General features: G+C 58.0%; 13 protein-coding genes. 8 read left to right on the top strand and 5 right to left on the bottom strand.

The window, feature by feature from the left end; translation table 11 throughout:
- On the bottom strand, positions 1–418 hold a 418-nt coding region (locus tag CAL20_RS20250), incomplete at its 3' end, for a helix-turn-helix domain-containing protein (protein WP_143277085.1).
- 137 nt (positions 419–555) lie between these two features.
- Here CAL20_RS20250 and CAL20_RS20245 point away from each other — a divergent pair.
- Genes CAL20_RS20245 through CAL20_RS20230 form a run of 4 tightly spaced genes read left to right on the top strand, consistent with a single transcriptional unit; the run spans position 556 to position 3,913 of the window.
- Positions 556–1,734, top strand: coding sequence for an acetyl-CoA C-acyltransferase (locus tag CAL20_RS20245; protein WP_094838790.1), 1,179 nt, complete (start codon positions 556–558; stop codon positions 1,732–1,734).
- Between the two features lie 26 nt (positions 1,735–1,760).
- Positions 1,761–2,537: an SDR family oxidoreductase gene (locus CAL20_RS20240; RefSeq protein WP_094838789.1), complete on the top strand. Its 777-nt coding sequence runs from the start codon at positions 1,761–1,763 to the stop codon at positions 2,535–2,537.
- A gap of 40 nt (positions 2,538–2,577) precedes the next feature.
- Positions 2,578–3,258 (top strand): 3-oxoacid CoA-transferase subunit A, encoded by a 681-nt coding sequence (locus CAL20_RS20235; RefSeq protein ID WP_094838788.1) that lies wholly within the window; start codon positions 2,578–2,580, stop codon positions 3,256–3,258.
- Between the two features lie 7 nt (positions 3,259–3,265).
- Entirely contained in the window at positions 3,266–3,913 is a 648-nt protein-coding gene (locus CAL20_RS20230) for a 3-oxoacid CoA-transferase subunit B (RefSeq protein ID WP_094838787.1), read from the top strand.
- 58 nt (positions 3,914–3,971) lie between these two features.
- Here CAL20_RS20230 and CAL20_RS20225 read toward each other — a convergent pair whose 3' ends face one another.
- A complete protein-coding gene (locus CAL20_RS20225; protein ID WP_094838786.1) occupies positions 3,972–4,940 on the bottom strand; it encodes a LysR family transcriptional regulator in 969 nt (322 codons plus the stop codon).
- 144 nt (positions 4,941–5,084) lie between these two features.
- Here CAL20_RS20225 and CAL20_RS20220 point away from each other — a divergent pair, with 144 nt between their 5' ends.
- From CAL20_RS20220 to CAL20_RS20210, 3 genes are read left to right on the top strand one after another with little or no spacing between them, the layout of a single operon-like run.
- A complete protein-coding gene (locus CAL20_RS20220; protein WP_094838785.1) occupies positions 5,085–8,402 on the top strand; it encodes an acetyl-CoA carboxylase family protein in 3,318 nt (1,105 codons plus the stop codon).
- Positions 8,403–8,430: 28 nt separating this feature from the next.
- Positions 8,431–10,881 carry a CaiB/BaiF CoA-transferase family protein gene (locus CAL20_RS20215; protein WP_094838784.1) on the top strand — a complete coding sequence of 817 codons (2,451 nt, stop codon included), beginning with the start codon at positions 8,431–8,433 and terminating at the stop codon, positions 10,879–10,881.
- A gap of 56 nt (positions 10,882–10,937) precedes the next feature.
- Positions 10,938–11,945, top strand: coding sequence for a Bug family tripartite tricarboxylate transporter substrate binding protein (locus CAL20_RS20210; RefSeq protein ID WP_094838783.1), 1,008 nt, complete (start codon positions 10,938–10,940; stop codon positions 11,943–11,945).
- Positions 11,946–11,977: 32 nt separating this feature from the next.
- On the opposite strand, the gene CAL20_RS20205 is transcribed toward CAL20_RS20210, so the two are convergent.
- The 3 genes from CAL20_RS20205 to CAL20_RS20195 all read right to left on the bottom strand — a co-directional run bounded on the left by CAL20_RS20205 (position 11,978) and on the right by CAL20_RS20195 (position 15,674).
- On the bottom strand, positions 11,978–13,021 hold the full coding sequence (locus tag CAL20_RS20205) for a TRAP transporter substrate-binding protein (RefSeq protein ID WP_094838782.1): 1,044 nt from the start codon (positions 13,019–13,021) through the stop codon (positions 11,978–11,980).
- 217 nt (positions 13,022–13,238) lie between these two features.
- Positions 13,239–14,321 carry a TauD/TfdA family dioxygenase gene (locus CAL20_RS20200; protein WP_094822862.1) on the bottom strand — a complete coding sequence of 361 codons (1,083 nt, stop codon included), beginning with the start codon at positions 14,319–14,321 and terminating at the stop codon, positions 13,239–13,241.
- Between the two features lie 45 nt (positions 14,322–14,366).
- Entirely contained in the window at positions 14,367–15,674 is a 1,308-nt protein-coding gene (locus tag CAL20_RS20195) for a CaiB/BaiF CoA transferase family protein (protein WP_094838781.1), read from the bottom strand.
- A 104-nt stretch (positions 15,675–15,778) separates the two neighbouring features.
- On the opposite strand from CAL20_RS20195, the gene CAL20_RS20190 reads away from it, so the two are divergent.
- Positions 15,779–16,525 (top strand): IclR family transcriptional regulator, encoded by a 747-nt coding sequence (locus CAL20_RS20190; protein ID WP_094822860.1) that lies wholly within the window; start codon positions 15,779–15,781, stop codon positions 16,523–16,525.
- Positions 16,526–16,531: the final 6 nt, after the last annotated feature.

The following is a 16,531-nucleotide window of genomic DNA, read 5'->3' as shown; positions in this document are numbered from 1 at the left end:
ACCAGCGGATAGGCAAAGCCTCCGTCATCTTCGCCAGCTTGAGCGAACGGCCATCCCATCTAAAGGCACTGGCGGTGTACTCCGCCGATTGCGGGCCATCCTTGCGTTTGAAGCGAGGATATCCCGTGCGTTTGGCAAAGAACCCGGCAAACGCCGTTTGCAGATGGCGCAGTGTCTGCTGCAACGGAACACTGCTGACCTCGTTCAACCACGCGTAGTCCGGCAGCTTTTTCAACGCCGTCAGGGCTACAGAGGTGGCGTGATACCCCAGGCGCTCTTGCCGCTCAGCCCAGGCTGTCGAACGAAGACTAAGCATGTGGTTGTAGACCACACGAACACAACCAAACGTGCGAGCAAGCGTGATCGCTTGCTCGGGCGCTGGATAGAACCGGAATCGGTAGGCACGTTTGGTTTGCATGCCCCAGATACTATCCACGCCAGACCGAAAAACTGGGTATTTATCCAGTCATTAACTCAAATCAGACCAATCTTGCAGCTTTACGGCTGCGCCCCTTACCTCCTCGGCGTGAATGCCGAGGGTTCTCGGAGCAACGGATGAACGAGGCTGTCATTGTTTCTACGGCTCGCACCGCCCTGGCCAAATCATGGCGCGGCGCGTTCAACATGACGTATGGCGCGACGCTGGGCGCCCACGCGGTTCATCATGCCGTTGCCCGAGCCGGTGTTGATCCCGCCGAAGTCGAGGACTGCATCATGGGCGGCACTTATCTGGAAGGCACAACCGGAGGAAACATCGCTCGTGCCATCGCCTTGCGCGCAGGTCTGCCGGTAACGACGGCTGGTATGAGTATCAATCGGTTTTGCTCCACAGGTCTGCAAAGCATCGCATTGGCCGCGCAACGTGTGATGGTCGAGGGTGCGCCGATGATTGTTGCCGGGGGGGTGGAAAGCATTTCGTGCACGCAGAACGAAGCCAACATGCACATGCGTCGCGACCCTTGGCTGCTCGAGCACAAGCCGGCCCTCTATCTGAGCATGCTGCAGACCGCAGAAAACGTTGCCCGCCGATATAACATCAGCAAAGAGGCGCAGGATGCTTATGGCGTGCGCAGCCAGCAACGCGCCGCCGCTGCGCGTGACGCCGGCCTGTTCGACGCCGAGATCGTGCCCATGACGACCATCATGGCGGTGCAGGACAAAGCCACCGGTAGAGTTTCGCGCCGCGAGGTGACCATCTCATCGGATGAGGGGATACGTGCAGATACTACGCTTGAGAGCATCGCGGGCGTCCGTTCTGCACTGCCCGGCGGCGTGATAACGGCGGCCAACGCGAGCCAGTTCTCTGACGGCGCATCGGCTTGCCTGGTCATGGATGCAAAGCTGGCCGAGCGCCGAGGTATTCAACCACTGGGCATATTCCGCGGTTTCGCCGTCGCGGGCTGCGAACCCGACGAGATGGGCATTGGCCCTATCTTTGCCGTACCCCGTCTGCTCAAACGGGCCGGGCTCAAGGTATCTGACATTGACCTATGGGAACTGAACGAGGCCTTTGCCTGCCAGGTGATCTACTGCCGCGACCAGCTCGGCATACCCGACGATCGCCTCAATGTGAATGGCGGCGCCATTGCCGTAGGACATCCGTATGGTGTGTCGGGATCCCGGCTGACTGCCCACGCCTTGATCGAGGGCAAGCGCCGTGGCGCGCGGTACGTCGTCGTGACGATGTGCGTGGGCGGTGGGCAGGGCGCCGCTGGTCTTTTCGAAGTGGCTTGATCGGCGCGGCCCGGAAGGAGAAATCGATGAGCGTAAAGTCGCTGTTTCAGTTGGAAGGAAAAGTCGCTCTCATTACGGGCGGCTCTCGCGGCCTGGGACTGCAAATAGCAGAGGCCTTGGGCGAGATGGGCTGCAAGTTGGCCATCACCGCCCGCAAGGAAGCGGAGCTGGAGGCTGCCGCGCAGCACCTGCAATCTCAAGGGATTGAAGTGCTCACTGTGCCGGGTAACCTCTCGCAGTTCGACACCATACCTGGTCTGGTGGACCGGGTGCTGGATCGCTTTGGCGTGATCGATGTGCTGGTCAACAACGCGGGCGCGACCTGGGGGGCTCCTGCCGAAGACTACCCCGATGAAGCGTGGCATAAGGTCATGGATCTGAACATCAACGCCGTGTTTTATCTTTCCAGGGAAGTCGGGCGCCGAACGATGATTCCACGCCGCGCCGGCAAGATCATCACCGTTGCCTCCGCCGCGGGAATGCGTGGTACGGCAAAGGGTGTATCGACGATCGCGTACAACACGTCGAAGGCAGCGGCCGTCAACTTCACACGCACGCTGGCCTGCGAGTGGGGGCGCTACAACATCAACGTCAATGCCATATGCCCCGGTTATTTCTCGTCGCGTATGGCGGACGTGCAGATTCAGCGCATGGGACAGTCGCTGTTGGACCGCATACCACTGGAGCGCGTCGGCGGTGAAGAAGACCTGAAAGGCATTGCAGTCTTGCTGGCCAGTGAGGCCTCTCGTCATATCACCGGGCAGGCGATTCTGGTGGACGGCGGCGCCAGTGTCAGCGCCTGATACAGGCGAGCGCGACGAAACTTACTAATGCGGAACTGAGATGATCGACAAGTTCAAGGACAACGTACACGAGGCAGTAGCCGATATCCCCGACGGGGCGACCGTTCTGGTCGGCGGGTTTGGCGGCGCAGGGCATCCGACGGAACTCCTGCACGCATTGTTAGAGCAGGGCGCACGCGACCTGACGATGGTCAGCAACAATGCAGGCAATCACGAAGTCGGTTTGGCGGCGCTGATAAAGGCCGAGCGAGTTCGCAAGATGATCTGTTCTTTTCCGAGGGCCAGTCATTCTTACGTGTTCAACCGGTTCTACGCCGAAGGGCGCATCGAATTGGAATGTGTTCCACAGGGCACGATTGCCGAACGCTTGCATGCGGCGGGCGCTGGACTCGGCGGCTTTTATACGCGTACGGGCTACGGCACCGAGCTGGCAGCGGGCAAGGAGGTCCGGGAGATCGACGGTCATGGCTACGTGTTTGAACGCCCATTGCACGCGGACTACGCATTGGTGCTTGCCGAAAAAGGCGACAGGTGGGGCAATCTCACCTACAACAAGACGGCGCGCAATTTCGGTCCGGTGATGTGCCAAGCCGCCAAAACAACCATCGTACAGGTCAAACAGAAGGTGGCGCTGGGCGAACTCGATCCCGAGGTTATCGTGACTCCCGGCATATTCGTGCAGCGAGTGGTGGTCGTCAGCAATCCCCAATTCTCAAGTTGAAAACGCGATGCAAAAACTCACCCGCATTCAGATGGCCGCCCGGCTCGCAAAGGATATTCCTGCCGGCAGCTACGTCAATATCGGCATCGGTCTGCCCGAGCTGGTGGCCAACCACCTCGATCCCGCCGATGAAATCCTGCTGCATAGCGAGAATGGCATGCTGGGCATGGGACCGGCAGCCGAGCCCGGCGAAGAGAACCACGAGCTCATCAACGCCGGCAAGCGCCCCGTGACGTTGCTCACCGGAGGCGCCTTTTTTGGACATGTGGATTCGTTTGCCATGATGCGCGGCGGCCACCTGGACTTGTGCATCATGGGCGGCATGCAGGTGTCGCAGAGAGGTGACCTGGCCAACTGGTCCCTGGGCCGCAAAGGCGAGCCGCCTGCCGTAGGCGGTGCGATGGATCTGTCCGTCGGCGCGCGCAAAGTATTCATCCTGATGGAACACAACGCCAAGGACGGCACGCCCAAGCTGGTCGAGAGCTGCGCTCTGCCGTTGACAGGCCTCGGTGTGGTGCATCGCGTTTACACCGACCTGGCGATTGTCGATATCACGCCGAAAGGGTTTCTTCTGAGAGAGAAGCTTGTCGATATCAGTGATGAGGAACTGCGAGCGTGTACCGGAGCGCCATTGCACTTTGCGGATGACCGTTGAGACTCTGGGTGGGGATTTCGTTACAGCACACTCGCGCTGAATCCGGACGGCTAGGCCTTCATGTCAACCGAGGTTGACGGGATTCCCAATCGGCTTCCTTCTCTGCGAGCCACGTCACGCCTGCATTTTTGAATTTCCGCACGTATGGCCGCAGCAAGGCGATCAATTCACTGTGTAGCGCCTTTACCGTATGTGGATTACGCGTGAGCATGGGGCTGCAGGAAACGATCGTTCTGCCTAACGACGGACTGACTATTGGCGCGCCTACGAGTCGCCGGGCCTCCAGCATCGGCGTAATGGGCATGACCGGCAGAATGGTGTAGCCCACACCCCGTTCAACCAAGTCCAGGATGACGGCAGTACTGTCCGATTCTGCGACTGGATTCAGGTTGACGCCAATGATGGTGCACGCACGGTCGATGGCGTTGCGCAGACTCTTTGCCTCAGGCACCACCATAGGCAGTTTTACGACCTCGGCGAGGTTGACTGGCTGTGATCGCGAGAGCCCGGAACCCGGCAGGCCGACCACGTAAATCGGCTCGCGATATACGGGTGAGGTCTGCAGCATCTCCGATTGCAGGTAGTCACCCATGAGACAGATATCCAGCTTGCCGTCCTCGAGACCATCCTGCAAAAAATCAGAGAATCCCGCGGCGATCCGTACTTTCAGGTCCGGGTATTGGCGACGCAGCGACGTCACCAATGGCCCCGCCACTACGGCGGCCAGGCCGGGCAACATCCCGATGGCCACTGAACCCATCAGGTTTTTGGTCGCTGCGCCAATGTCTGCCTTGGCCTGATTCAGTCCTTTCAGAGACACACGTACCTGATCGACAAAGCGGCGGCCCGGCACAGTCAGCACCATCCCCAGGTGGTTTCGGTGGAACAAGGGCGCGCCCAGCTCGTCTTCCAACTGTTTCAGCTGCCGGGATAGCGCGGGTTGAACGATATGCAGCAATTCCGACGCTCTGGTGAGACTGCCCGTCTCCGCAATGGCCAGAATGGTTCGCAGTTGTCTTAAGTCCATCGTTGGCTCACTCCACTGATTGATCTATGCCGAACCGCTATAGCCGCCAGAGAAAGATGTGAATTGTCTCGTAGTTGCCCGGCAAATACCATGGGTTGGATTGCCTTGCCGGCAATAGAACCATGAGACAAGAGATCGAGAACCATGAAAAGAATTCTGGTTGCCAACCGTGGCGAAATTGCCGTTCGGGTTTTTCGCGCCATCCGTGACCTCGGTATGCAAAGCGTGGCTGTGTATTCCCGAGATGATTCGAACTCACGGCATCGAATTTTGGCGGATACGGCGGTTGCGCTGAATGGATCTGGTCCGGCAGCCTATATCGATATCGACGCCATTATTGCCGCAGCAAAAAGTGGGGACTGCGATGCCATTCATCCAGGTTATGGGTTTCTGAGCGAGCGATCAGATTTCGGACAAGCTTGTGCCGATGCGGGGATCACGTTCATTGGCCCAGAGATCGAGCAGTTAGCTTTGTTTGGCGACAAGGGGAGTGCGCTGAAACTCGCCCGAGAATGCGATGTTCCGGTAATGCCGGCGACGCCCGGTGGCGCTACGCTCGAAGAGATCATGCAGTTCTTCGACCAACAGGGCGGCGTCGGCATCGTCATCAAAGCGGTAGGCGGTGGTGGGGGGCGCGGCATGCGTGTCGTACAGGATAAATCCGACATTCCCGAACGCTATGCACGCTGTCGATCCGAGGCGATGTCTGCGTTTGGTGTGGATGCGCTCTATGCCGAACGCCTGGTCAATCGTGCGCGCCACATCGAAGTGCAAATCGTCGGCGATGGCGCCAACGTCATTGCTCTGGGTGAGCGCGATTGCACGCTGCAGCGGCGTTTTCAGAAGGTCGTCGAAATAGCGCCCAGTCCGGTTCTCGACGCCTCGTTGCGCACAGGTATTCTCGCGGCAGCAAAAAAGCTCGCCTCGAAAGTGAATTATCGCGGCCTGGGCACATTTGAATTCCTCGTCGAAGAAGACGATCGTGGCATGCAGAAGAACTTCGTTTTTATCGAAGCCAATCCTCGACTGCAAGTCGAACACACCATCACAGAGCAGGTCACCGGTGTAGATCTGGTGGCAGTGCAAATTGGCATCGCGCAGGGGAAAAGCCTCGAAATCCTGGGTTTGGACCCCGAGCGTCCTCCGCAGCCGAGAGGGTATGCCATTCAGGCACGGATCACGACGGAAACGACCGATGTTACCGGCATGGCTCGCCCTGCACACGGGCGGCTTGAGCGGTTTGATCCGCCCACCGGTCCTGACGTGCGAGTCGATACGCACGCCTATAGCGGCTACTCGCCTGCGCCGGCTTTTGATACGCTGTTGGCCAAGTTGATCGTATCGAGTGCCAGCGAGGATTTCTCCAGCGTCGTCAGGCGTCTGCGCCGCAGCCTGGCCGAATTCCGTGTCGTTGGGGTGGCAACGAATATTGAGCTGCTCAGGGCGCTAGTCGAGCGTGATGATTTTCTGCGGCAGCAGAACCATACGCGCCATATAGAGGCGATTCTGCCGGAACTGCTGACTATCGCTACCAAGCTAGAACGGGAGCAGCACGCGAAGGATCAGCTTATCGACGACGCCGCGCATACGCCTGCTGCGTCATCTGTCTCGAAAGCAATTGACATTGAGCAGCTCGACGACCATTTGGCCGCCTGTCGCGCGCCGTTGAGCGGTCGTATTGTCGAACTGTCGGTCCGCGTCGATGACGTGGTACAGAAAGGCCAACTCATCGCGGTCATCGAAGCGATGAAAATGGAGTATTCCGTCGTCGCCGAAGGCAATGGCCGAGTCGTGGACGTTCGTGCCATTCAGGGAAATCAAGCAGCCGAAGACGAAATCCTGGTGGTGATCGAGCAGGAGCAGGGCGGTGTCGACTTTGATGCCGACGTACAGACCGTCGACTTGAACTCGGTTCGCCCGGATCTGCAGGCCGTATTCGATCGTCATGCGATTCTGTATGATGACGCCCGTCCTGACGCGGTAGCAAAGCGGCACTCTCGAGGCCAGCGGACCGCCCGTGAAAATATCGCCGATCTGTGCGACGAAGGCTCCTTTGTCGAGTATGGCGCATTAGTCATTGCCGCGCAGGCCAGCCGACGCACAAAGGAAGACCTGATCGCCAATACGCCCGCCGATGGCATCGTCACGGGTGTTGCCAACATCAATGGCGCTGAATTCGGCTATGAGGCCTCGCTCAGCGCCGTGCTGGCATACGACGCAACGGTCCTGGCGGGCACTCAGGGCAAACGCAATCACATCAAAACAGACAGGCTGGTCGAACGCGCACATCGGGATGAGATGCCATTAGTGTTGTTCGCAGAAGGCGGCGGCGGTCGTCCGGGAGACGTGGACTTTCCATTCGTGTCCGGGCTGTATCAACCGACCTTTGCTTCCTTGGCGGAACTGAGCGGCGAGGTGCCACTGCTGGGCATTGTGTCGGGTCGGTGCTTTGCTGGAAACGCTGCTTTTCTAGGTGTATGTGACGTCATCATTGCGGACAAGCGTTCGAATATCGGCATGGCGGGGCCGGCCATGATCGAGGGTGGGGGACTGGGCATTTTCAAGCCCGAGGAGGTTGGACCTGCGCCTGTGCAGTTTGCCAACGGCGTGATCGACATCCTCGTGGAAAATGAAGCCGAAGCTGTCGCGGCGGCAAAGCACTATCTCTCGATGTTTCAGGGGCGTACGAAAACCTGGTCGGCGCCCAATCCGCTCGAACTGCGGCATATGGTTCCAGAGAATCGCCTGCGCGTCTACGATAGCCGCAAGGTCATCGAAGGCATCGCCGACGTCGGCAGCGTATTGATGTTGCGGTCGGGATTCGGGCATGGGCTGCACACCGCGCTGGCGCGGGTCGAGGGTCAACCCGTGGGCATCATCGCCAATAACCCCCACCATTTGGGCGGCGCGATCGATGCGGATGCGGCGGACAAAGCGGCCCGCTTCATGACACTGTGTGACGTCCATGGGTTGCCGATCATTTCCCTCATCGATACCCCGGGATTCATGGTCGGCCCCGATGAGGAGGCCAAGGCGCAGGTTCGCCACGTGTCCCGGATGTTTGTGGTGGCTGCCAAATTGCGCGTCGCGCTGTTGGCGATTGCGCTGCGCAAAGGCTATGGCCTGGGCGCCATGGCAATGGCGGGCGGGAGCTTTCGCTCTGCAAGTTGTGCGGTGTCGTGGCCCACAGGAGAGTTCGGCCCGATGGGGCTGGAGGGCTCGATCAGGTTGGGCTTCAAAAAGGAACTCGAGAACGTTCCGCCAGGGCCGGAGCGCCAAGCGCTTTACGACCAATTGGTAGCGCGCGCATACGAGCGTGGCCATGCCATCAACGTGGCTTCTACGACCGAAATCGACGCAGTCATCGATCCGGCCGAAACCCGCACCTGGATTCGTCAGGGAATCGCATCCGCAGCGTTGCGTGCTGGCCGAGCACGTCGCTCCTTTGTCGATACGTGGTGAGTAGAAAATTACTGAGGAACCGACCGTGATGAAGCACGACTCTACGGAGCAGCTTGCCCTTGCTGGACTTCGCGTCCTCGAAATAGGTACCGGAGCGGCTCTGGCTTATGCGGGCAAGCTCTTCGCAGACTTTGGCGCTGAAGTCATCAAACTTGAGGAACCCGCTGCGGAAGAGCTGCGACTTGTTCCGCCTTTGTTGAGTACTCCTGACTCAGCGCCGCAAAGCGCGCTGAACGCCTGGCTCAACACAAATAAACGCAGCGTTACCTTGAACAATAGCCGCTTTGAAGAACACGCATGGCTATCGCGTCTGGCGAGAACCTGTGACGTGATTCTGGATGCCAGAGCGTTGAGCGCAGGCGTGGACGTGCTGAGCCGGCCGGTCTGCGGCACCGGGGAGGCTGCCGATGAGTCGAACGCTCCCATTGAGGTGTGTTTGACCTGGTTTGGGGAAAACGGGCCCTATCGCAATTTCGTGGGAACGACGGCTGTCTGCCGTGCCTTGAGCGGCGCCGTCTACACCAGCGGGGCGGTGGAAGGTCCGCCGCATCTGCCACACGACATTCAAACCGGCATTGTCGCCGGCCTGGCCGCGTTTTCGAGTGCGATATCAGCACTGATCGGAGCGTCCGACGGGACTCGCCGGTATGTGCTCAGTATTCATGAGCTGGCGTTCTCGGTGGTGGAAATGGAGGCGGGCATGGTGCAAGACGGCCGCCACCCCAAAGCCCGTCTGGGCGTGAACCGATTCTGCACGACGCACCCGGGGGGAATCTACCAGACCAAGCAGGGCTGGATCGGCATTTTCGCGCATACGGCTCCTCAATGGGCGGCACTATGCTCGGCGATCGGCCATCCGGAACACGCCAATGACGCGCGTTTCGTCAATGGCCCGACGCGTATTCAACATGCCGACGAGATCGACGCGTTTCTGATTCCGGCGCTGCTGACCAAGACCGCACAGGAATGGTTTGAACAATTGGCACGCGATAAATTTCCGGCTGTACTGGTGCCTACCATGGACGAATTACTTGAGCAGCGGGTCCATCGAGAACGTGGCGCGTTTGTCCCAGTTGAATTCGGATCGAACCAATTCGAGGGTGTGGTCGTTCCGCTGCCGCTTGGTGATGCGGGGCCATTACCAGGCGGAACTGCGCCGGCATTGGGAGCAGATAATGCCTTTTACCGCACTGAGCAGGCATTGCGCCCCAGATCACGCCGCCCACGCTCGGCGGTGGCCGTGCCACCGCTGCGGCAGATTCGCGTGATTGACCTGACGATGGGTTGGGCAGGTCCGTTGGCAGCGCGCACGCTTGCCGACTTTGGTGCCGAAGTCATCAAGGTCGAGGCAACGCAGTATCCAGATTGGTGGAGAGGAACCCACTATACCGAGGAGTTTTATCGCGATCGGCTGTACGAAAAGAACTCAAACTTCGCGTTGATGAACCGCAACAAGATCGGTATTACGCTTGATTTGACGCGGCCAGAGGGGCGCTCGGTGTTACTCGAGCTGGTGAAAACCGCTGACATGGTCATCGAGAACTATTCGACCGAAGTGCTTCCTAAATTGGGCTTGGACTACGCAGCCTTGTCCCGGGTGAACAACCGGCTGGTGATGATTTCCATGCCGGCATTCGGCGGCGGCAATGAGTGGAGCACCACCAGAGCTTATGGCGGCACGCTCGAGCAGGCCAGCGGCTTGCCTCATCACACCGGATTCCCTCAAAATCCGCCGTCACTGACATCCTATGCGTATGGCGACCCCGTCGGGGGATGGAATGGCGGCGCCGCTGCGCTGTTATCGCTGCTTGTACAGGCGCGCACGGGGAGAGGGCGGCACGTCAATCTTTCGCAAGTCGAATGCATGCTCTCGATGGTCGCACCGTTCCTCATAGAGCAGTCTGTATGCGGCCGTACCTCCGCTCGCAGCGGGAACGCGCATCCTGTTTTCGCGCCGCATGGCATTTATCAATGCGCCGGCGAGGACGATTGGTTGGTTGTGAGTGTGGCCAACGATACGCAATGGCGGACCCTGACCGGCGTCTTGGAGGCGCCGCAATTGGCGCAGGAACCCTCTTTGAATCATGTGTCCGGCCGTCGCACCCAGCGGCAAATGATAGACGATCAGATCGGCAAATGGACTAAACAACGATCCGCAGAAAAGGCCATGTACATACTGCAAGCGGCCGGTATCAGTGCCGGCATCGTAAAGCCTGTCTGGAAAATTCTGGATGATCCTCATCTCAGTGAGCGGGGGTTCTTCACAAAGATTCCGCGCGCGTATCTGGGGCAATACCTGACCACCACTCCCTGGTTCAGAGAAACAGTAGCGCCAACGGCAGTCGTCCGTGCGGCACCCACCCTGGGGGAGCACAGCCGAGAGGTTTTCGCGCGAGTGCTCGGACTGACTCAAGCGCAGCAGCAGGCACTTGAGGCGTGCGGCATAACAGGAACCGCCGCAACGAAGAAAGCAGCTTAGAAAGCAAGACCGGTATTTTCGGCTTGGAAGTTGTCAAACTATTCGGAGACAAAAAAATGACTATATTCAAATCGCGTAGAGACTTTCTCATAGCATGCGGCAGTATCGCAGGTGCTGCCGGGCTTGGGCTGGGCCCGAGCGCGGTGTTTGCGCAGGACTCCAAGTGGCCTGCCAAGCCTATTCGAATCGTCGTACCGTTTCCGGCGGGATCCATTACCGATGCGATGGCTCGCCTGTTGGCGGACGACCTTTCGAAGACATTGGGACAGCCCGTGATAGTAGAGAACAAAGGTGGTGCCAATGGTTCAATCGGAGCCGCCGAGGTCGCGCGTTCAGCACCGGATGGATACACCTTGTTGGCTACCAACAGCAGCAGTATTACCGTCAATCCATTGGTCTACAAAAATTCGCCCTATAAGTCCACGGATTTTTCCCCCATCGCGCTGGTACTGGACGCTCCATTCATCGTGAACGTCAATGCCGATTGGGCAAAGAAGCACTCGATCAACTCACTCAAAGATTTGACAGCCTTTGCCAAGAGTCATCCTTCTGAGCTAACTTACGGCTCGGGAGGAATGGGCAATCTGGCGCATTTGGCGTATGCGATGTTGAGTAATGAAGTGGGGTTCAAGGCTACGCACGTCCCCTACAAGGCCGGATCACAGGCCAGCACAGCAGCGATGTCCGGCGAAGTCAACACCTTATTTGACACGCTGACGAGTATCCCGCAGGTTAAAGCAGGAAAGCTCAAGGCGCTGGCAGTGACGTCACCGCAACCGCTCGCTCAGTTGCCTGACGTTCCTACCATCGCCGAAGCGGGATTTCCGAATATCGCTGTGACGTTCTGGTTGGGATTGTTGGCACCCGCAAAAACCTCTCCGGAAATTATTGAAAAATTGTACGAGCAGGCCAAGCACGCGATGTCGGTGCCGGCAGCGAACAAGGCGTTGAGCGCACAGGGAACCATTGCCATGGTCGGCCCGAGCGATTTTGCCAAACGTATTGCGAACGAGACCAAGCAACTGGCTGAAGTCGTCAAACGAGAGAACATTACTCTCGACTGACTTACTGAGTTCGTGATCTCGCGCTAGATGGCTTATTGCATGGAGGATTTAGCAATCAAGCCATCGTACACTGCAGGGGCGTCCGTAAACCCCTGCTGTTGGAGCTTTTTGATATAGGTGTCGGACACGGGCTGCAGGCCCGACTTCCAACGCTGCAACGTCGCAGCATCCGGCCGCACTATCTCCTGTCCAGGTCCGTGCGCGCCGTCGTAGTAGGGTTTATCCCATTTATCCCATAGCGGGCCGAACTGGGCGACGAGTGTATCGCCAGATAAGCGATCTATGGCTGTGCGAACATCCGCAGGCAAAGATTCGTACCTTGCTTTGTTCATCACGATAAAAAATGCCGATGCATAAAATGGCACAGCGGTGTGTTGCTTCATTTCATCATTGAAGCCGGGAATGGGCGTGCCCCAATTGGTGATAATGCCGTCGAGCTGGTTCGCTCTCAATGCAGGGATGATCTCGTCGGGCTGCAGTAGTTTCGGCTGTGCACCGACATACTCGAGCGTGGTCGCAACTGTGGCGTTTGGCACCCGCAAACGCAAGTCCTTTAAGTCGCTTAGTTCGACGACTCGCGTCTGTTTTGTGTGTACCAGGCCGGGGTTTTGCACGAACAACGCCAACACCTTGAACTCTTTGTATTCATCAGCGATTACGTTGTTTTTATAAAGCGCCCATAACGCCTCAGAGCCGCGCTTTGCGTCAGAAACCACGAACGGCAACTCGATAATCGAGCTTCGCATAAAACGCTCGCCTTCAGCGCCGCGCAGCCCAAGCGCGATATCGACTGTGCCCGCTTTGACCTGGCTCGCCTGATTTCGCACATTTCCTAATGGCGAACTTGAATTGAGCACTTCGACTACTACTTTGCCACCCGTCTGCCGTTCGAGTTCGCGCGCCCAAGGTTCGACTAAATCGACTTGAAAAAAGCTTTTCGGGCCTAGAAAGTGCGACATCTTTAGATGTATGACCGCTGGCTCTTGGGTTTCCGTCTTCTGAGCGTGTGCTAGCAAAGGTTGGCAGGCCAATATTGCAATAGCGACGAGCTTTACGAGCAGATGTCTACGACGCATAGCGTCCTCCCGGATATGCCGATGTGGCCTGGGCGATGAGATGTTTGCGAATCTTAGTTTAAGTCTGAACTAATATTTATCATCGCTTACCCGTACTTGAGAAAAATCTGCAAGATGCCGCCCGGGGCCGGGGCCATCAACCCTGGGCTGGTGGAGGCCGCGACGGCGAGGCAGGAGGTGGCTGTCCCCAAGCTAATAGCGGGCCGGTGCCTATCACTCACTCGACCATCTGGCCCAACTGGCCGTCCAGCAGCTGTTGATAATGCACCGACGGCAGTTCAATCAACGGTTTGCGATACTGACTCCATAACCGTCGGTCTTCGGCGGTGTGGAAAATCTGTTTTTCCGGCATGGCGGGCCACGAGGGGACCTCGAACCACAGCCGCAGCAAGTGCCGACGATCGGCCAGGTCTTTGGCGTCCTGGTAGTCGGTGCGGCCGTGAACCATCATGCGATTGTTCAGGAATTGGATGTCGCCTTCTTTAAATCCCATGTCCAGATACAGCTCGGGTGACGCCGATACTTTGCGTACGCGGTACAAGGCCTCGGATTCCTCGGGCGTATAGTTGCATTGTCCGCTCTTTTCGGCCAGACGGGCATATCCTGTGGGCAGGTAGCAGGTGACTTCGCCATTTTCTTCGTAGAAAAATGGCACGCGATCCGGACTGTACGTGCGGGTGGCACGGCGGCCGTCTTCATCGGTGCGTTTCAGGTACAAGCCGCGCGCCAGGATTTCCAGCAGTTGTGGATATTCCCGAGCCATGGTGTTGTGCACCGCCAGGGCGCTGCTGATGCGGCTTTCGCCGCCCGATATGGCTGACTTCAGGCACATCAGGCCGATAATGTCGCAAGAGTCAGTGTGCATGAGTTGGCCACCACCTTTGCGGTACCCACGCGATTTGGGCTCATAGTCACTGACGTCCATGACGTGGCCCAGTATGTCACCCAGATACGATTGCGTCATCGGTTTGCCCAGATACGACCCAAGGCCAAAATAGATGCGCGTCATGTCGTCATCGGAATAGGTTTGACGATTCAGCCCGCGCAGCATCAGGAACCCACGGCCATGGCGCAGACGTTCGGGCAAAGCACGCATCAGGTCGCCCACCTTGTCCAACGGGAACGTTTCTGGCGTGATGTCCGGAAAATCGAGGTTTCCCTGAGCCAGCAGGTGTTTAAGCGCCAGGTCGATCTCGCGTTGTTCGTTATCGCTCAGGATATGCAGGCCTTCTTTCATCCAGTCAATATCCGGGCCTTTCCAGGCGCCCAGCGTGTCGATCTGTGTTCCGATTTTGCTCATGATTGGGTCTCCTTCGATGTCAGTATGCGGTGCAGGTAGGTGCGGTCAGGCTGTCTGGGGCAGGGCCGATACGGATGGTACGGATGCTTCGGTTTTATTGGCGGTTGATGTTTCACCAAAGATCACGCCCTGGTCGAACAGCGGCTGCAAGTCTGTGTCGTCCAGCAACTCTGTCAAACATTCTGCGGTGTGCTGGCCCTTGCGAGGTGCGGGTCTGCGCAACGTGCCTGGGGTGGTGGACAGCCGCGGCACGACGTTGTGCATGGGCATGTAATCCAGGTCGGCGTCTTCTACATCGATCAGGCTTTCACGTGCGATCACGTAGTCGTCGTGTAGCAAATGCGACGCGTCATAGATGGGGCCGACGGTGACTTCGGCGGCTTCGAAGATCTGCAGGTTCTCTGCCAGTGTGCGTTGGCCTACGAACTCGGACACGACAGCATCTACCTCCTGCACGTGTTCCAGCCGTGCCACGTTCGTGCTGTAGCGCGGATCTGCATTCATGTCGGCACGCCCAATGGCGCAGAACAGGCGGGCCGCCATGGTCTGCGTCGACGTGGATACGCATACCCATTGGCCGTCTGCCGTCTTGTAGGTGTTGCGCGGCGCCGTGGTGCTGGACCGGCTGCCGGTGCGAGCCTTTACCTTGCCGGTAATGCGGTAGCTTGCGGCCTGCGGCCCCAGTATGGAAATCATGGGTTCGAACAACGACAAATCGATGTCCTGTCCCTGTCCGCCGTTGATACGGACCTCCCATAATGCGGTCATGGTGGCGCTGGCGCCATACAGTCCCGCAGTCATGTCACCCAAAAACATGGGCGGCAGTACGGGCTCGCGATCCTGGAATCCGTTCATCGCGGCAAAACCCGAATACCCCTCCACCAACGTACCAAAACCCGGACGGCGATTGTATGGACCCGATTGGCCCCAGCCAGAAATGCGCACGACCACCAGTTTCGGATTGGTTCGGCGCAGCATATCCGGCGCCAAACCCATTTGCTCCAACACGCCGGGGCGAAAGCTTTCTACCAGTACATCGGCGCGGTCGATCATTTTTCGCAGCAGTCCGATGGCACGCTCGTGCCGGAAATCCAGGCACACACTGCGCTTGTTGCGGCAGTAGACCTTCCAGAACGTTTCGACGTCACGCGTCTTGAATGCGCGCAAGGTATCGCCATTGCGTGGTTCCACCTTGATGACATCGGCGCCGAAATCGGCCAGTTGCAATGTCAACATATTGCCCGCCACTAGCCGCGACAGGTCGATGACGCGTAGACCGCGCAATGGACCGTGAGAATTCGCGGAGTACGACGTGCGTTTCAAGCGATTGGCAGCAGATGTTTTCTTGTCCATGATTTTCAGTTTATCAACAAAATAGACATTATGTCTATTTTCGAAAATATATAATTTGAGGCGTTTTTGCTGATCAGCGAACCTTAGAAATTCAGGAGTCCTTTATGCCGAAAGCCGCCGACTCGGGCGTGGCGTCAGTCAATCGAGCCTTGTCCATCCTGATGGCCTTTCAGGAGAGCGTCGAAGGCATGACTCTGACTGATTTGATGAATGCCACGGGCATGTACCACAGCACCATCCTGCGGCTGTGCGAATCGCTGGAGCAATTCGGCTTTATCAAACGCCTGGAGGACGGCCGCTACATGCTCGGACCCACACCGTTCTATCTGGGCATGCTGTATCAGGAGTCCTTCCGTTTGTGGGATTACGCCGCGCCGGTATTGCGCGAACTGATCCGCCAAACCAAGGAAACCGCAGCCATCTATATCCGCGAAGGCGACGAGCGCATCTGCTTGCATCGCATGGTTCAGCCGCGCTCAGTGCGCATGCACGTCCGCGAGGGCGATCGTGTCGACCTGGATAAAGGCGCCGCGGGTAAAGTGCTATTGGCATTTGACGGTAAAAAAGGCGCTGTCTATGACAGCATCCGTAAAGCCGGGTATGCGATTTCGCTGGCAGAACGCGAAACGGAAAGCGCGGCGATTTCATGTCCCATTTTTGGGCCGGGGCAACGGTTGGTTTGTGCTCTGTCCTTGGGTATGCCTCTGTACCGCTTCAACAAATCCGTGTTCGAGAACTATCTGCCTATCGTCATGGAAGCCGGCGCGAAACTGACGCGTGATTTAGGAGGCAATACGGCGTTATACGCGCCGCCCTATGCCAAGCTGGAAGGCGTAAAACTACCGACGTAAGAGCAG

It is taken from the genome of Bordetella genomosp. 4 (genome assembly GCF_002261185.1).
In the GTDB taxonomy this organism is placed as follows: domain Bacteria; phylum Pseudomonadota; class Gammaproteobacteria; order Burkholderiales; family Burkholderiaceae_B; genus Bordetella_A.
The sequence above is the reverse complement of the archived record's forward strand: the minus strand, read 5'-3'. Positions and strand labels throughout refer to the sequence as shown.

Coding starts and splice junctions, on each gene's coding strand:
- CAL20_RS20245 (WP_094838790.1), top strand. CDS start 556: ATGAACGAGGCTGTCATTGTTTCTACGGCTCGCACCGCCCTGGCCAAA.
- CAL20_RS20240 (WP_094838789.1), top strand. CDS start 1,761: ATGAGCGTAAAGTCGCTGTTTCAGTTGGAAGGAAAAGTCGCTCTCATT.
- CAL20_RS20235 (WP_094838788.1), top strand. CDS start 2,578: ATGATCGACAAGTTCAAGGACAACGTACACGAGGCAGTAGCCGATATC.
- CAL20_RS20230 (WP_094838787.1), top strand. CDS start 3,266: ATGCAAAAACTCACCCGCATTCAGATGGCCGCCCGGCTCGCAAAGGAT.
- CAL20_RS20225 (WP_094838786.1), bottom strand. CDS start 4,940: ATGGACTTAAGACAACTGCGAACCATTCTGGCCATTGCGGAGACGGGC.
- CAL20_RS20220 (WP_094838785.1), top strand. CDS start 5,085: ATGAAAAGAATTCTGGTTGCCAACCGTGGCGAAATTGCCGTTCGGGTT.
- CAL20_RS20215 (WP_094838784.1), top strand. CDS start 8,431: ATGAAGCACGACTCTACGGAGCAGCTTGCCCTTGCTGGACTTCGCGTC.
- CAL20_RS20210 (WP_094838783.1), top strand. CDS start 10,938: ATGACTATATTCAAATCGCGTAGAGACTTTCTCATAGCATGCGGCAGT.
- CAL20_RS20205 (WP_094838782.1), bottom strand. CDS start 13,021: ATGCGTCGTAGACATCTGCTCGTAAAGCTCGTCGCTATTGCAATATTG.
- CAL20_RS20200 (WP_094822862.1), bottom strand. CDS start 14,321: ATGAGCAAAATCGGAACACAGATCGACACGCTGGGCGCCTGGAAAGGC.
- CAL20_RS20195 (WP_094838781.1), bottom strand. CDS start 15,674: ATGGACAAGAAAACATCTGCTGCCAATCGCTTGAAACGCACGTCGTAC.
- CAL20_RS20190 (WP_094822860.1), top strand. CDS start 15,779: ATGCCGAAAGCCGCCGACTCGGGCGTGGCGTCAGTCAATCGAGCCTTG.